Here is a 15,860-nt window from a genome sequence, read left to right on the forward strand (position 1 = left end):
AACTTTGCGCCAACAAAAGCCCATGCCGCGCAATGCTGCCTTGCACCCGTGCGATGCTATCCGATCATCGGGCCACCCGGGCCGATGGTTTCGTCATAATGCCGCTTCAGGCGCATCAGCGCGATGCGCAACACGATCTTGCCGGACCGCGCCGACCAGCCCAGACGTTTTTCCGTGGTCTCCAGCCCTTCGAGATAACAACAGCACCGCAGCGCCACATCCGACAGGCCCGGCCCGAGATAGCGCAACGCCGCCGTCACCCGTGCCTGCGCCGCCCCGGCACTGTCCGATATCGCGCGCGTCCCGCAAGTGCCGCCTTGCGTGCCCGCGGTCAGGAAACCCTGCCAGTTCTGGGTCACCCGCGTGCCCATCTGCGCCAGTTCGAAATCCTCGCGCAGGCGTTCGCCTGCATGGACCAGCGCATCGCTCAGAAAGGGCTTTCCGCTCTTGTCCTTGCGCCGCGACAAGGCGATCAGCGGGCTTTCGGCCAGTGAATAGCGCATTTTCTGGCGGTGGCTGCATGCGGCCTCACCGCTGTCGTCCCGCCAGCCCGCGTCAGCGCCGTCAAATCCGGTCTGGGCTTCGGCAAAGCCCTGGGTGCCACGCGGCATTCCCCCCTCTGCCCCGATCATCCCCCCCAGCGCGCTGCGGCCCGCGGTGGTGATGTGATAGCGGATGATGCGCCCGGAATTGGAGGGGGCGATCCAGTCCTTCAACGCCATGGCCTGTGCCACCGCGGCATCCACCACGGCGGTCCGGGTGCTGCCCCCCGATGCGGTATCGCGCACCACCACGGCCTTTTCCATGTCTGCCGCGATGGCCAGCACCGCGCCGGTTTCGCACAGCCTGGGCAGGATGCGCATCGCCTCCTGTGTCAGCGCGGCTTCGTCGGGGACGGATTTGTGGGCGGGCTGGGCCATTGGCAGTTCCTCCTTTAAGGCGTTTTTCCCGGCACCGGTCGGTCGGCGTTCCGCGCCCAGGCGTTGCAATGCGGCATCCACCAGCGGATCGTCCCGGCGGGTCTCGATCCGGCGGATCTGGCGCATGATTGTGGAAGCGTGACATCCCGCACTTCGGGCGAGTTCCCGCATCGGTCGTCCCTGCTCCGTATGGGCCAGATAATGAATTGCGCCTTCCGGCACCCAGTCCGGCAGGCTTAACGGTTGATGAGCACTCTTAGCTGACAAAACGCGTACCACTCTATTTTACATTGTTGTTTCCGTAGGTTGACTAGTTATCCACAGGTGGACAAATCGCAACCTATGGGTGCACTGGTTACCTGATCGTTAAAACTTTTTCGGTTTCTCAATCATTGTTTCGAAAGTCTAAACACTGGTGAAGGCGCCGCACGTCCCTCTCCGGGAGGGCGCAACACCCGCGTGAGTTGTGGCAAAACGGAGGCAGCGATTCCGCCATCCCGACCAGAAAAGGACCACTGCCATGCAAGATATCTTTTCCATGCTGAGCGCCCTGCACCGCCCGCAACTGATGATGCGCGCCGCGCGCATCGGGGCGGAAAACTACCGCCGCTCCAGCCATCTGCCCCGGCTGCTGGGCTATGGCGTGCTGCCCCGCCACAGCGCAGCCCTGCTGCGCCTGATGGAGATCGAGGCCGTGATGGAGGATGAACGCAAGCGCGCGGATGCAGGCTACAGCCTGATCCGGCACATCGACGTGCTGATTGCCATGGTGGGTGAGGCGCGGGTGCTGCGCGCGGTCAATGCAGCCCCCCGCAGCGTGACGTGACGGGTAAATGGGCCGCCACCGGGGCCGCGGCCGGGTCATCCATGCTGCCAGACCGGAACAACCGGCCCGGCTGCAGCCTTACATGAAGCTGTCGGGCGCTTCGGACTTCTTGCGCGCCACATAGGCATCCAGCGCTTCGCGGATCGCCGGGTCCAGCGCCGGCTGCTGGTAATCCGCCAGCATCTTCTCCACCCGGATCGTGGCCAGCTGCGTGGTGTCGCGCGCGCCTTCGTCTTCCCATGTCTCGAAGGGCTTGTAATCCAGCAGATCGGATTTCCAGAAGGCCGATTTGAAGTTGGCCTGCGTATGCGCACAGCCCAGGTAATGCCCGCCGGGGCCAACCTCGCGGATCGCATCCATCGCCTGACCGTTCTCGTCCATGGAGACGCCCTTGGCAAAATGGTGCAGAATGCCCAGCTGATCCGCATCCATCACGAATTTCTCGAAGGAGGCCACAAGCCCCCCCTCCAGCCAGCCGCAGGAGTGCAACATGAAGTTCACACCCGACAGCAGGCCCATGTTCAGGCTGTTCGCCGTCTCATAGGCGGCCTGCGCGTCAGGCAGTTTCGACCCGCAGAAGGACCCCGCGGAGCGGTAGGGCAGGTTCAGCCGCCGGGCAAGCTGCCCCGCGCCATAGGTGATATGCGCAGCCTCCGGCGTGCCGAAGGTGGGCGCGCCCGAGTTCATGTCGATCGAGGTCACGAAGGCCCCCATGACAATCGGCGCACCGGCACGGCACAGCTGGCTGTAGGCGACACCGGCCAGGGTTTCCGCCAGCACCTGCGTCAGGGTCCCGGCCACGGTTGTCGGCGCCATCGCACCGCCCACGATGAAGGGCGAGATGATGCAGGCCTGGTTGTTCTCGGCATAGACCTTGAGCGCGCCCATCATCACATCGTCGAAGGTCATCGGCGAGTTGATGTTGATCAGCGAGGTCATCACCGTGTTCTGCTGAACGAAATCCTCACCAAAGAGCAGCCCGCACATATCCACCGAATCCTGCGCGCGGCTGGGTTCGGTCACCGATCCCATGAAGGGCTTGTCGCTCAGCGTCATATGGGCGTGCAGCATGTCCAGGTGCCGCTTGTTGACGGGAATATCCGTCGGCTCGCAGACCGTGCCGCCCGAATGGTGCAGCCACTTGGACATATAGGCCAGTTTCACGAACTTGTTGAAATCCGCCATGGTGGCATAACGCCGTCCGCCGGCCGCATCGCGCACGAAGGGCGGGCCATAGACCGGTGCCAGCACCAGATTGCGGCCCCCGACCTCGACATTGCGCTCCGGGTTGCGGGCATGCTGGGTAAAGCTGGACGGTGCCGTGGCACAGAGCTTGCGGGCCAGACCTTTGGGGATATGCACCCGTTCGCCGCGCACATCCGCCCCCGCATCGCGCCACATCTGCAGGGCTTCGGGATTTTCGGGGAAATTGACACCCACTTCTTCGAGGATGATATCCGCGTTGCGTTCGATGATCTGCAGCGCTTCCTCGTTCAACACTTCGAAGTTTGGAATGTTGCGTTCGATAAAGCGCGCGGTTTCGAAAGAGACCGCCGTGCGCTCCGCCCGGCGCGCTGCACCGCCGCCACCCCGTGTCCGTCCGCGCCGTGCTGATTCCGCCATGATATGACCCTTACTCAGAAATTTCCTTCTCCTAACGTATCCCCCCGCCCCAATTCGCGCGATTTCCGCCGCCGGGGGGAGAAAAACGACATCCTCCCGACGCCCCCATGCTGTTTTTGACCAAAATAATCCAAAGCGCCGGGGCCGCGCCCCAGTCCGACACTTGCCACGCCGTCAAACCCTGCCTAATCAATGGCCATGACAGAACTCATCTCCCCCGCCGCCCACGACCGCCTGCTGATCATCGATTTCGGCAGCCAGGTCACCCAGTTGATCGCACGCCGCCTGCGCGAGCTCAGCGTTTTCTGCGAAATTCACCCGTTCAACACGGTGGACGACGCCTTTCTGAAGGAATTCGCCCCCAAGGCGGTGATCCTCTCGGGCGGCCCCTCCTCCGTCTTTGCCGAAGGCGCGCCGATGCCGCCGCAATCGGTCTTTGATCTGGGCGTGCCGATCCTTGGGATCTGCTATGGCCAGCAGGTGATGATGCATTGCCTCGGCGGTCAGGTCGAACGCGGCCACGGCACCGCCGAATTCGGCCGCGCCTTTGTCAAACCCACCGGCCAGGCGCTCGACCTGCTGGAAGGCTGGTTCGCCACCGACCGCGAGCAGGTCTGGATGAGCCATGGCGACCACGTGAGCAAGATCGCACCGGGGTTCGAGGTCTATGGCACCTCGCCCAACGCACCCTTTGCCATCACCGGCGACCCGTCGCGTCATTTCTACGCCGTGCAATTCCATCCGGAGGTGCATCACACCCCCAACGGCGCAAGGCTTTACGAGAATTTCGTGCGGCTTGCGGGCTTCAAGGGCGACTGGACCATGCGCGCCTACCGCGAGGAAGCGGTGGCAGCGATCCGCGAACAGGTCGGCGACAAGAAGGTGATCTGCGCCCTCTCCGGCGGGGTCGATTCCTCGGTCGCGGCGGCGCTGATCCACGAGGCGGTGGGCGACCAGCTCACCTGCGTCTTTGTCGACCACGGGTTGCTGCGCAAGAACGAGGCCGAAGAGGTCGTGGGCATGTTCCGCGACCACATGAACCTGCATGTCATCCACGCCGATGAGGTGGACCTGTTCCTGGGCGAGCTGGACGGTGTCAGCGACCCCGAAACCAAGCGCAAGATCATCGGCAGGCTGTTTATCGACGTCTTCCAGAAATACGCCAACCAGATCGAGGGGGCAGAGTTCCTCGCGCAGGGCACGCTATACCCCGATGTGATTGAATCCGTGTCCTTTTCCGGCGGCCCTTCTGTCACTATCAAGAGCCATCACAATGTCGGCGGCCTGCCCGAGAAGATGGGCTTGAAACTGGTCGAACCGCTGCGCGAATTGTTCAAGGACGAGGTCCGCGCGCTGGGAACCGAACTGGGCCTGCCCGCGCATTTCATCGGCCGTCACCCCTTCCCCGGGCCGGGTCTCGCGATCCGCTGCCCCGGCGAGATCACCCGCCAGAAACTCGACATCTTGCGCGAGGCGGATGCCGTCTATATCGACCAGATCCGCAAGCACGGGCTTTACGACGAGATCTGGCAGGCCTTCGTCGCGATCCTGCCGGTGCGCACCGTGGGCGTGATGGGCGACGGGCGCACCTATGATTTCGCCTGCGCCCTGCGCGCGGTGACTTCCGTCGACGGGATGACGGCGGATTACTATCCGTTCAGCCACGAATTCCTGGGCGAAACCGCCACCCGCATCATCAACGAGGTGCCGGGAATCAACCGGGTCACCTATGACATCACCTCGAAACCTCCGGGCACGATCGAGTGGGAGTGATCAGTCAATGACCCCCGCCCGCCCGTGACCGATAACACCGTCATCCCCCCGATCAACCAGACGCTCAAGGCCGCGTTCTGGATGATCGGTGCCATCACCTCCTTCACGGCGATGGCCATGGCCGGGCGCAAGCTGGGGGCCGATTACGACACTTTCGAGATCATGCTCTACCGCTCGGCCTTCGGTTTTGTCGTCGTGGCCGGCCTGGCCTGTGCCCTTGGCACCTGGCGCGAGATCAACACCAATGCCCTGGGGCTGCAAACCCTGCGCAATCTGGTGCATTTCACCGGCCAGAACCTCTGGTTCTTTGCGGTGACGGTGATCCCGCTGGCGCAGGTCTTTGCCTTTGAATTCACCACACCGCTCTGGGTGATCGTGCTCTCCCCCTTTCTGCTGGGCGAGCGGCTGACCAGGGTCCGCTCCATCTCGGCGCTGATGGGGTTCATCGGCATCCTGATCGTGGCGCGCCCCACAGTTGCCGGGATGAACGCGGGGGTGCTGGCCGCCGCCGGCTGTGCCGTCTTTTTCGCGCTGACCTTCATCACCACCAAGAAACTGACCGCCCGGCAAAGCATCACCGCGATCATGTTCTACCTGACATTGCTGCAACTGATCTTCGGGCTGATCACCGCAGGCATTGACGGCGATATCGCCCTGCCCACATTGTCCAGCGCCCCGTTGCTGGCGCTGGTCGGGGTCTGCGGGCTGCTGGCGCATTTCTGCATCGCCAATGCCCTCCGGCTGGCCCCGGCGGCGGTGGTGTCGCCCATCGACTTTGCCCGCCTGCCGGTGATCGCCATCCTAGCCATGCTGGTCTATGGCGAAACCGTGGACCTCTGGGTATTTGTCGGTGCCATCATCATCTTTGCCGGGAATTACCTGAACATCTGGGTCGAGACCCGGCAGAAAACCGCATGATCCGGGTCGCGATGCGCAGCCCGGCCAATTAGGTCACCCCCATGAGCCCGCAAAAATCCATCACCCCCCGCGCCTGGACCGAGATGCTGCTGCTGGCAGCGATCTGGGGCGCGTCCTTTGTCTCCATCCGGATGGCGCTTGATGAAATCGGACCGCTCTGGGCCGTGGCCCACCGGGTTGGCTGGGCGGCGGTGGCGCTCTGGGCGGCGGTGCTGGTCATGGGCCTGAGGGTGCCCCGCGATCCGCGCATCTGGGGCGCCTTTCTGGTCATGGGGTTGCTGAACAATGTGATTCCCTTCGGGCTGATGGCCTGGGGCCAGTTGCACATCGAAAGCGGCCTGACCTCGATTCTCAATGCCGCCACCGCGATCTTTGGCGTGATCGCGGCGGCAATCTTCTTTGCGGATGAGCGGATCACCCTGCGCAAGGCTATCGGCGTCCTGCTGGGTTTTGCCGGCGTGGCCACCGCCATCGGGCTGGAGAACCTGGCCCAGTTCGACCTGCGGTCGCTGGCGCAGCTGGCGGTGATCGGCGGCACGGTGTCTTATGCGCTTGCCTCCGTCTGGGCGCGCAAGACATTGTCGGGCCAGCCGCCGCAGGTGGCCGCGGCGGGGATGGTCACCGGCGCGACCCTGATCATGCTGCCCGCGGCCTGGATCCTCGAAGGGCCAATAGACCTCTCGCTTGCCCCCCGCACCTGGGCCGCCATCGGCTATTACGCCCTGCTGGGCACAGCGCTGGCCTATCTGCTCTATTACCGTGTCCTGGGCATGGCGGGCAGCGGCAACCTGATGCTGGTCACGCTGCTGATCCCGCCCTTTGCGATTCTGCTGGGGGCGCTGGTGCTGGGTGAAACGCTGCGCCCGGCGGCCTATGCGGGTTTTGCACTGCTGGCGGCGGGGCTGCTGATCCTGAACGGCCGCATCTGGCGTCCGCGCCGCCGCTCCGCTAGACAGGGGGCGACATCAACCTGACGGACCTGCCCCATGCTATACCCCACTGCCCAGGACTGGCGCGCCGCGCCGCGCCGCAAAGTGCTTGTCTTCGGCATGTCGGGACTGGGGAAAACCCATCTGAGCGGGCTGCTACGGGCCTCTGGCGGCTGGTTCCACTATTCCATCGACTACCGCATCGGCACCCGCTACCTGGGCGAGGCGATTGTCGACAACGCCAAGTCCGAAGCGATGAAAGTGCCCTTCCTGCGCGATCTGCTGATGACTGACAGCATCTATATCGCCTCCAACATCACCTTCGAGAACCTCAGCCCGGTTGCCACCTGGCTGGGCAAGCCCGGATCGCCGGACAAGGGCGGCCTGCCAATGGCGGAATATGCCACCCGGCAGGAAGCCTTCCGCCTGGCCGAGATCGCTGCGCTGAACGACACGCCGCATTTCGCCCGGCGCGCCAAGGCGCTTTATGGCTATGACCATTTCATCTGCGACACCGGCGGGTCGATCTGCGAATGGGTGGACCCGGAAGACCCGGAGGACCCGCTGCTGAAAACCCTGTCGGAGGAATGCCTGCTGGTCTGGATCAAGGGGGATGAGGCCCATACCCAGGAGCTGATCCGCCGCTTTGACCGCGCGCCGAAACCGATGGCCTATCAGCCCGCTTTCCTTGAACGGGTCTGGAAGGATTATCTGAGCGAAAACAAGGTGTCAGAGGATGAGGTTGATCCCGATGCCTTTGTCCGCTGGACCTATGCGCAGGCCCTGTCGCACCGCCAGCCACGCTATGCCGCCATGGCGAAATGGGGCGTCACCATCACCCCCGACCAGATCGGCGCGCTGAAAAGCGAAGCGGATTTCGTGGAGCTGATCGCCGGTTGTCTGGACTAGTCAGCGCCCAAAACACCCCTGCACCGCGCTGTTGATGCTTTCACCGGCACCGGACAGCGAAAACTGGACCAGCGATGCGCCATTCAGCGCCTCGACCCGCAGCCATGATCCCTCCTGCACCCCCTGCATAAAGGCATCGCCCGGCGGGATGTTCACGCTCAGGTCGCCCCGGCTGCGGTCCAGCGGCACCAGATAGGCGACATCACCGATCACAAAACGGTATTGGCCCGCCGCCATCGGCAGAGCTGTCAGCGCAAAGAAACTGGCCTGCGGTGTGCAGAAATAATAGAAGCCATAGCCCTGCTCGGCATCCGCACCGGCAAAACGGTGTACCCCGTCGCTGGCCAGCCCGGCGCGCCATGCGGGCGCTGCAATTGAGGGGCGCGGCGCCGCAGGCTCACCTGAACAAAGCGACACAACACATTGATTGTATTCAGCACTTGCCGGACCGGAGGAATCGGCAAGACAGCGCCAGACGCAGCGTTGAACATCCATGGGATCCTCCTCCTGCGCGGCAACGGCAAGCGGCGTGAACAGGCAGATCAGCAAGAGTGTCAGACGCATGGAAACCTCGGCACTTGGCGCAACAGAATGTCATGATGCGCGCGCGCGCGGAAAATGCAATGTCACATCAGCGGGTGCAGCCACCCCGCCCCCTTGGCAGCGCAGCCTGCCCGGTCTATCTAAGCCCTTCACTACACGGATCGCCACGCCCATGCCCATCAAAATTCCCGCCACCCTGCCCGCCTATGACGTGCTGAGCCGCGAGGGCGTGATGCTGCTGGACGACGAATTGGCCGACCATCAGGACATTCGCCCGCTGAAGATCGCGCTGCTGAACCTGATGCCCAAGAAGATCCAGACAGAGAACCAGTTTGCCCGGCTGATCGGGGCCACGCCCCTGCAGATCGAATTCAGCCTGCTGCGCATGTCGGACCACCGCACGCGCAACACCGCCGCTGCGCATATGGAAAGCTTCTATCGCCCGGTGAGCGAGGTCTGGGACGAAAAATTCGACGGGCTGATCATCACCGGCGCCCCCATCGAACACATGGATTTCACCGACGTCACCTATTGGGACGAGCTGAAACGCGTGATGGACTGGACCCAGACCAACATTCATTCCACCTTCGGCGTCTGCTGGGGCGGGATGGCGATGATCAACCATTTCCACGGGGTCAGGAAACACATCCTTGAGGAAAAGGCCTTTGGCTGTTTCCGGCACCGGAACCTCGCCCCCGCCTCGCCCTATCTGCGCGGGTTTTCGGACGATTGCGTGGTGCCTGTCTCGCGCTGGACAGAGATGCGCCAGGACGAGGTTGATGCCCATCCCCAGCTGACCACCCTGCTGGCCAGCGACGAGGTCGGCCCCTGCCTGATCGAAGATCCGGGGCACCGCGCGCTCTATGTCTTCAACCACTTCGAATACGACAGCGATACGCTGAAACAGGAATACGACCGCGACGTGGCCTCCGGCACGCCGATCAACGTGCCCTGCAATTACTACCCCGATGACGATCCCACCCGCGCGCCGATGAACCGCTGGCGCAGCCATGCGCATCTGCTTTACGGCAACTGGATCAACGAGATCTATCAAAGCTGCCCCTATGATATTTCGCTGATCGGCACCTGAGCTGATGCGAACCGGCGTGTTTCTTGCCCTTGTCCTGCTGGCGGTGCTGATCGGTATTGTCCAATGGCGCGCAGCCGCCCGTGAAGCCGCGGCAGAGGCCGCCACGCCGCCCGTCGGGCAGATCCTGAACATCGACGGCGTGCCGGTGCATGCGCTGGTGATGGGCGAAGGCCCCGATCTGGTGCTGATCCACGGGGCCAGCGGCAATCTGCGCGACTTTACCATGGGCTTTGCGGAGCAGCTGGCCGACCGCTACCGCGTGATCCTCTTTGACCGCCCCGGCATGGGCTGGACCGGCCGCCTGCCCGGATCGGGCGGTGCCTGGAACACCAGCGAAGAGACGCCGCAGGCCCAGGCCGCCTTGCTGCAGAAAGCGGCCGATGCGCTGGAGGTGCGCAACCCCATCGTGCTGGGCCATTCCTTTGGCGGGATCGTGGCCATCGCCTGGGGCCTGTCGCGCTCCGATGACACCGCCGCGCTGGTGCTGGCCGGTGCCGTGTCGGAGCCCTGGCCCGGCGGGCTGGGCTGGACCTATACAGTCAACGGTTCGCTGCCGGGCGGTGCGCTCTTTGTGCCGATGGTCACCGCCTTTGTCCCGAAATCCTATGTGGAGGCCAGCATCAACGCCATCTTTGCCCCGCAAGAGGCCCCGGCGGGCTATGGCGATCATCTGGGCACCGGGCTGACCCTGCGCCGCACATCGCTGCGCGCCAATGCCCAGCAGGTCAATGCCCTGCGCCCGCATGTGGTTGAAATGCAAAAGCAATACGCCAGGCTGACCATGCCGGTCGAGGCGGTGCACGGCGATGCCGATACCATCGTGCCCGCCCATATCCACGCCGAGGTGCTGATGGGCGACGTGCCCCGTGGCACCTTGAAGATCCTGCCGGGTCAGGGCCACATGCTGCAGCATACCGCGCCCGGCGAACTTGTTGCCGCCATTGACCGGGCCGCAGCCCATGCGGGTTTGCGTTAATCCCCTTAACATCCCATATTGAAACCAAAGACCCTTTCAGGAGGCCCCATGGACCTGCCCTTTGACGGCGCGATCAGCGCCTTTTACGAGAATGAAGCGCCCGACCAGATCCGCAACGCGATCCGCCGGGCCGACAAGGGAGACGTGATCTCCGCCTCCTACCCCCATTCGGAGCGGCTGGCGCGCAAGGTCTATGAGCACGCCTTCGAAAAGCTGCAGATCGAACTGGTCAAGCTGCAATCCTGGGTCCGCGACAGTGGCACCCGGATCGTGATGGTCTTCGAAGGCCGCGATGCCGCCGGAAAAGGTGGCACAATCAACCGGATGCGCACCAATCTTAATCCACGTGCCGCCCGCGTCGTCGCCCTGTCGAAACCGACAGAGACGGAACAGGGCGAATGGTATTTCCAGCGCTATCTGCGCCATCTGCCCACTGCGGGAGAAATGGTTTTCTATGACCGTTCCTGGTACAACCGGGGCGTGGTCGAACCTGTCTTCCGGTTCTGCACCCCGGATCAGAACAGGCATTTCTTCAACCAGGTGCCGGATTTCGAAAAGATGCTGGTGGATGACGGCATCCATCTGTTCAAGTTCTGGCTGAACGTGGGCCGCGCCGAACAGCTGCGCCGCATGCTGGCGCGCGAAAGCGATCCCCTGAAGCAATGGAAGCTCAGCAGCATCGACGTTCAGGGGCTGGCCAAATGGGATGCCTATTCCGAGGCGATCAAGGACACGCTGACGCGCAGCCATACCGACCATGCGCCCTGGACCATCATCCGCTCTGACGACAAGCGCCGCGCGCGGCTGAACGCCATGCGGGTGCTCTGCCATGCCTTTGAATATCCTCAGAAAGACGCACGCGCCATCGGTGCGATCGACCCGCTGATCTGCGGCGGTCCGGACCTCTGGGATGCCTAAGCGCGGCTATCACCACGGCAATCTCCGGCAGGCGCTGATTGACGCCGCACTAGAGCTGATCGAGGCGCGCGGCCCCACCGGCTTTACCCTGTCGGAGGCGGCCAAACAGGCGGGGGTGACCCCGGCGGCGGTCTATCGCCACTTCGATGGCCGCGAGGACCTGATCGCCGAAGCCGCCCGGCAGGGCTATGAGATTTTTGCCGATCTGATGGATTTTGCCTATCAATCCGGCCAGCCCTCCGCGCTCAGGGCATTCGAGGCGACGGGCCGCGCCTATCTGGCCTTTGCCCGCAAATACCCCGGCCATTACATCGCGATGTTCGAAAGCGGCATTTCGGTGAACCGCACCCCGGAACTGGCCGCCGTGGCGGGGCGCGCCAATGCAGTGCTGGAACGCGCCGCCACCGACCTCAGCCAGCATATCCCCGAGGACAGACGCCCGCCCGCCTCCATGTTCTCGGCCCATATCTGGGCGATGAGCCATGGGGTGGTGGAACTTTTCGCCCGCAACTCCCCCGGCCGCGCCTCGCCCTTTCCGGCGGACGACCTGCTGGAAACCGGCATCGGCATCTACCTGCGGGGTCTGGGGCTGGTGCGCCCGGATGAGTGATGTTCCTGTTCAGGCGGATTCAAGGATCAACGCCTGCATCACCTCCGCCGCAATCTCAAAGGACCTCAGCCGCGCCGCATGGTCGTGGATCTGCCCGGTCAGGATCAGCTCGTCCGGCTGATGGCGCGCGATCAACCCGGCCAGCTGCGCGCGCACCGTCTCGCGGCTGCCGACGGCCGTCACCCGCAGCGCCTGGTCCACGCCGCGCCGCACCGCCTCGCCGATCTCGGCGTCGATATCCGCCACCGGGCGCGGCAGCTTGCCGCGCTGGCCGGTGCGCATCCGGGCAAAGGCCTGCTGCATCGAGGTCCGCAGATAGGCCCCTTCCGCATCGGTCTCGGCGGCAAAGACATTCACCGCCAGCATGAACTGCGGCTTGTCCAGCTGCGCCGAGGGCTGGAACTGTTGCCGGTAGACCGCCACAGCCTGCTCCAGCGCATCGGGGGCAAAATGCGAGGCAAAGGCGTAAGGCAGTCCGAAATGCGCCGCCACCTGCGCGCCGTAGAGCGAAGATCCCAGGATCCACAGCGGCACATGGGTGCCCTCGCCCGGCAGGGCGCGCACCGTCGCATGGGGCACAGGCGCGCCAAGATACCCCTGCAATTCGGCCACATCGCCCACGAAATCGTCGCTGCCCGCCCGGCGCAGCGCCTGATAGACCGCCTGATCGCCCCCCGGCGCGCGCCCCAGGCCCAGGTCGATCCTGTCACCATAAAGCGTGGCCAGCGTGCCGAATTGTTCCGCAATCGCCAGCGGCGCATGGTTGGGCAGCATGATGCCCCCGGCGCCCACCCGCATGCTGCGGGTCACGCCGGCCACATGGCCGATCAGCACCGATGTCGCGGCAGAGGCGATGCCGGGCATGTTGTGATGCTCCGCCATCCAGTAGCGGTGATATCCCAGCGCCTCGGCCCGCTGCGCCAGTTCGGTGGTATTGCGCATCGCCTGCGCCGCATCGCTGCCTTCGGGGACAGGTGCCAGATCGAGAAGGGAATATTTCACGGCAATCTCCTTGTTGCTTCCCAAGATAGACAGCCGCGACCCGGGTAAAACCCTGCCGCATTCTTTTTGGCAAGAAATTTTCCCGGTGGGGGTCCGGGGGAGGCAGCGCCTCCCCCGGCGGTCGGCGCGCGCCAGCGCGTCGAAATCACTAGAAAAACCTCAGAAAACGAAAAGGCCGCACCAGATGGCGCGGCCTTTCCCGAAAATTTGAACAGCAGCTTAACGCTTGGAGAACTGGAAGCTCTTACGCGCCTTGGCCTTGCCGTATTTCTTCCGCTCGACAACGCGGCTGTCACGGGTCAGGAAACCTGCCGCTTTCAGCGCGCCGCGCAGGGAGGGGTCATAAAGCTGCAGCGCCTTGGAGACACCGTGCTTGACCGCACCGGCCTGACCGGACAGACCGCCACCCTTGACGGTGGCGACCACGTCGAACTGGCCTTCGGTATTGGTGATGCCGAAAGGCTGCGCCAGGATCATCTGCAGCACGGGGCGCGCAAAATATTCGTTCTGCGGCTTGCCGTTGACGGTGACCTTGCCGGAACCGGGCTTGATCCAGACGCGGGCAACCGCATCTTTCCGCTTGCCGGTGGCATAGGCACGGCCCAGTTCGTCACGCACGGGCTCACGCGGGGTCAGCTCAACTTCCGGTGCTGCGGCGATGCCTGCAACTTCGGCCAGATCTTCGAGTGTGTTGATTTCGTCAGCCATGCTCATGCGCTCCGGGTGTTTTTCTTGTTCATGGACTTCACGTCCAGAACGTCGGGGTTTTGCGCCTCGTGCGGGTGCTCGCCACCTGCATAGACGCGCAGGTTGGTCATGATCTGGCGGCTCAGGCGGTTGCCGGGCAGCATGCGCTTGACGGCCTGGGTCACGACCCGCTCGGGGTGCGCGCCTTCGAGGATCTGCGCCTTGGTGCGGCTCTTGATCCCGCCGGGGTGGCCGGTGTGCCAGTAGAAGTGCTCTTCACGCTTCTTGCCGGTCATCTGGATCTTCTCGGCATTGATGACGATGACATTGTCACCGCAATCCATGTGAGGGGTGAAGGACGGCTTGTGCTTGCCGCGCAGCCGCATGGCAACGATCGACGCAAGACGGCCCAGCACGACGCCTTCGGCGTCAATGATGATCCACTTCTTGTCGATGTCTGCCGGTGTTGCAGAGAAAGTTTTCATCGGAAATTCCCGTTTGGTGGTGAAAGCAGGGGCAAAGCACCCTGCCTGGTAACTGATGGGCGGGTTATAAACATCCCCCGCGCCCGGTCAAGCGACACTTTGTCCGATTTATCATTCAAAAACAGATACTTGAAATTAAGGTATTATTTTACCCCATCCCGCACCGAGTTCCGCACCCGGTTTGCGGCACAAGGTTCCCGTCTGCCCCTCTCCCGTGCTAAAGCTGCTCCTGTCGCGTCACAACAGGCACTTCGATGTTTTCGCCCCCCGGCCCCCTTCTTGCCACCCTTGTCCTGCTGGTGCTGTCCACCGCCATCGGCATCCGCCCCGTGGTCAAGCTGATCCAGGTCTACGAGGCGCGCCACGAATTGCGCCCCGGTTCCGCCGGGCGCATCCGGTCGCTTGCGGGCTGGGCGGTGATTGCCTTCTGGCTGATGGCGACATGGTTTTTCGCCACCATCATCGGCGACTGGCATGTGACGGGCGATCTGGCGGGGGCGATAGACCGGTCCTGGCTGCGGCTGCGCATCCTGCTGGAAATCGCCGCCGCCCTGGGGGACAACGACTGATGCCGGGTGACAGCACCGAGCGGGTTGAAGCGGATCAGGCCGCGCTGTCCTGCGCCGCCTGTGGCGGGCATTGCATCTTTTCCCCGCTGAAGGGCAAGCTGGAATGCACCAGCTGCGGCACCGCCCAGGACGTCGAGCCCCCCGAAGACGCCGATGCGGCGCGGGAATTCGCCTATGACCCCGAGGCGCCGGAGAACGATCCGCCCGAACTGACCCGCGAGCGCATCTATCAGTGCCGCAACTGCGGCGGTGCCGTCCTCTTTGTGGGCGCGGCCCTGTCCGAACATTGCCCCTATTGCAATGGCCCGGTTGTGCTGGGCACCGGGGATGCCGGCTATCGGACCAAGGCGCTGATCCCGTTTCGGGCCGATCACGGTTTTGCCCGCCGCCAGATGCGGGCCTGGGTCGTCAAAAGACTGGCCGCGCCAGGCAGCCTGCCCGCGCTGCTGGAAGACGCACGGCTGGCAGGGCTTTATGCGCCCTTCTGGACCTTCGACAGTCACGAGGCCCTTCGGTACTGGGCCAAATACACCACCGGCACCGGTGACAAACGCCGCACCCACAAGACCTCCGGGGCGCTGCAGATCGCCTTTGACGACCTGCTGATGCCCGCCTCGCCCCATGTCACGCCGCTGATCCGCGACGGCATTCTGCATGATTTCGATCCCGGATCGCTCCGGCCTTTTCATGCGGGCTATCTGGCGGGATTTGCAGCCGAGCGCCATCACCAGAGCGTCGCACAGGGGCTTGCCGCCAATGCCCCCGACAAGAAACTGCTGATCCGAAACCGGATCAGGCATCACATCAACAAATCCGGCGTTCACGACATCCGCTATCAGACCGATACCACCGGCATCCATTACCGCCGCATCCTGCTGCCGGTCTGGATCGCGCATTACAGCTATGACGGCAAACCCATGAAGGTGGTCGTCTCGGGCATCGACGGGCGCACCTTTGGCGAACGCCCCTTTTCGAAATGGAAACTGGCCGCCTATGCCGCGGGCCTGTCGGCCATGGCAATTGCGCTGGGGCTGGCCTGGGGTGTCGGCGGGCTGCTCTGACGCCGGTCGATTTCATCACCT

17 protein-coding genes are annotated in these 15,860 nt (G+C 63.7%); 11 read left to right on the forward strand and 6 right to left on the reverse strand.

What is annotated here, in order from left to right; all coding sequences use genetic code 11:
* Positions 1-56 precede the first annotated feature (56 nt).
* Entirely contained in the window at positions 57-1,091 is a 1,035-nt protein-coding gene (locus ACWNZ3_RS10630; protein ID WP_496899922.1) for a DUF6456 domain-containing protein, read from the reverse strand.
* A 349-nt stretch (positions 1,092-1,440) separates the two neighbouring features.
* Here ACWNZ3_RS10630 and ACWNZ3_RS10635 point away from each other — a divergent pair, with 349 nt between their 5' ends.
* Positions 1,441-1,746, forward strand: coding sequence for a DUF6477 family protein (locus tag ACWNZ3_RS10635; protein ID WP_496899923.1), 306 nt, complete (start codon positions 1,441-1,443; stop codon positions 1,744-1,746).
* Between the two features lie 78 nt (positions 1,747-1,824).
* Here ACWNZ3_RS10635 and ACWNZ3_RS10640 read toward each other — a convergent pair whose 3' ends face one another.
* Positions 1,825-3,369, reverse strand: a complete 1,545-nt coding sequence (locus tag ACWNZ3_RS10640; protein ID WP_269361847.1) for a trimethylamine methyltransferase family protein — start codon at positions 3,367-3,369, stop codon at positions 1,825-1,827.
* Positions 3,370-3,567: 198 nt separating this feature from the next.
* Between ACWNZ3_RS10640 and guaA the strand changes: the two genes are divergently transcribed.
* The 4 genes from guaA (at position 3,568) to ACWNZ3_RS10660 (ending at position 7,898) form a co-directional block, all read left to right on the forward strand.
* On the forward strand, positions 3,568-5,142 hold the full coding sequence (gene guaA, locus ACWNZ3_RS10645; RefSeq protein ID WP_496899924.1) for a glutamine-hydrolyzing GMP synthase: 1,575 nt from the start codon (positions 3,568-3,570) through the stop codon (positions 5,140-5,142).
* Between the two features lie 81 nt (positions 5,143-5,223).
* Complete coding sequence (locus ACWNZ3_RS10650; protein WP_496901902.1) at positions 5,224-6,060, forward strand: DMT family transporter; 837 nt, start codon at positions 5,224-5,226, stop codon at positions 6,058-6,060.
* 41 nt (positions 6,061-6,101) lie between these two features.
* A complete protein-coding gene (locus ACWNZ3_RS10655) occupies positions 6,102-7,034 on the forward strand; it encodes a DMT family transporter (protein WP_496899925.1) in 933 nt (310 codons plus the stop codon).
* A gap of 12 nt (positions 7,035-7,046) precedes the next feature.
* Positions 7,047-7,898, forward strand: coding sequence for an ATPase (locus ACWNZ3_RS10660; protein WP_496899926.1), 852 nt, complete (start codon positions 7,047-7,049; stop codon positions 7,896-7,898).
* On the opposite strand, the gene ACWNZ3_RS10665 is transcribed toward ACWNZ3_RS10660, so the two are convergent.
* Positions 7,899-8,462 (reverse strand): hypothetical protein, encoded by a 564-nt coding sequence (locus tag ACWNZ3_RS10665; RefSeq protein WP_496899927.1) that lies wholly within the window; start codon positions 8,460-8,462, stop codon positions 7,899-7,901.
* Between the two features lie 151 nt (positions 8,463-8,613).
* On the opposite strand from ACWNZ3_RS10665, the gene metA reads away from it, so the two are divergent.
* From metA to ACWNZ3_RS10685, 4 genes are read left to right on the forward strand one after another with little or no spacing between them, the layout of a single operon-like run.
* Positions 8,614-9,531 (forward strand): homoserine O-acetyltransferase MetA, encoded by a 918-nt coding sequence (gene metA / locus ACWNZ3_RS10670; protein WP_269361837.1) that lies wholly within the window; start codon positions 8,614-8,616, stop codon positions 9,529-9,531.
* Positions 9,532-9,547: 16 nt separating this feature from the next.
* Complete coding sequence (locus ACWNZ3_RS10675; protein WP_496899928.1) at positions 9,548-10,507, forward strand: alpha/beta fold hydrolase; 960 nt, start codon at positions 9,548-9,550, stop codon at positions 10,505-10,507.
* Positions 10,508-10,555: 48 nt separating this feature from the next.
* Positions 10,556-11,425, forward strand: coding sequence for a polyphosphate kinase 2 (gene ppk2, locus ACWNZ3_RS10680; RefSeq protein ID WP_496899929.1), 870 nt, complete (start codon positions 10,556-10,558; stop codon positions 11,423-11,425).
* A complete protein-coding gene (locus ACWNZ3_RS10685) occupies positions 11,418-12,035 on the forward strand; it encodes a TetR/AcrR family transcriptional regulator (RefSeq protein ID WP_114277294.1) in 618 nt (205 codons plus the stop codon). Before ppk2 ends, ACWNZ3_RS10685 begins: the two co-directional genes overlap by 8 nt.
* A gap of 9 nt (positions 12,036-12,044) precedes the next feature.
* Here the strand turns inward: ACWNZ3_RS10685 and ACWNZ3_RS10690 are convergent, their stop codons facing one another.
* From ACWNZ3_RS10690 to rplM, 3 genes are all read right to left on the reverse strand, one after another.
* Positions 12,045-13,037 carry an LLM class flavin-dependent oxidoreductase gene (locus ACWNZ3_RS10690; protein ID WP_496899930.1) on the reverse strand — a complete coding sequence of 331 codons (993 nt, stop codon included), beginning with the start codon at positions 13,035-13,037 and terminating at the stop codon, positions 12,045-12,047.
* A gap of 219 nt (positions 13,038-13,256) precedes the next feature.
* Positions 13,257-13,745: a 30S ribosomal protein S9 gene (gene rpsI, locus ACWNZ3_RS10695; RefSeq protein ID WP_269361826.1), complete on the reverse strand. Its 489-nt coding sequence runs from the start codon at positions 13,743-13,745 to the stop codon at positions 13,257-13,259.
* Positions 13,746-13,747: 2 nt separating this feature from the next.
* Positions 13,748-14,209 carry a 50S ribosomal protein L13 gene (gene rplM, locus ACWNZ3_RS10700; RefSeq protein ID WP_114277296.1) on the reverse strand — a complete coding sequence of 154 codons (462 nt, stop codon included), beginning with the start codon at positions 14,207-14,209 and terminating at the stop codon, positions 13,748-13,750.
* A 254-nt stretch (positions 14,210-14,463) separates the two neighbouring features.
* Here rplM and ACWNZ3_RS10705 point away from each other — a divergent pair, with 254 nt between their 5' ends.
* Both ACWNZ3_RS10705 and ACWNZ3_RS10710 read left to right on the forward strand, forming a co-directional pair.
* Positions 14,464-14,778, forward strand: a complete 315-nt coding sequence (locus tag ACWNZ3_RS10705) for a hypothetical protein (RefSeq protein ID WP_269361823.1) — start codon at positions 14,464-14,466, stop codon at positions 14,776-14,778.
* On the forward strand, positions 14,778-15,839 hold the full coding sequence (locus ACWNZ3_RS10710) for a hypothetical protein (protein ID WP_496899931.1): 1,062 nt from the start codon (positions 14,778-14,780) through the stop codon (positions 15,837-15,839). Before ACWNZ3_RS10705 ends, ACWNZ3_RS10710 begins: the two co-directional genes overlap by 1 nt.
* The last annotated feature ends 21 nt before the right edge of the window (positions 15,840-15,860 follow it).

This window comes from Sulfitobacter sp. IGS-18 (assembly GCF_059628195.1).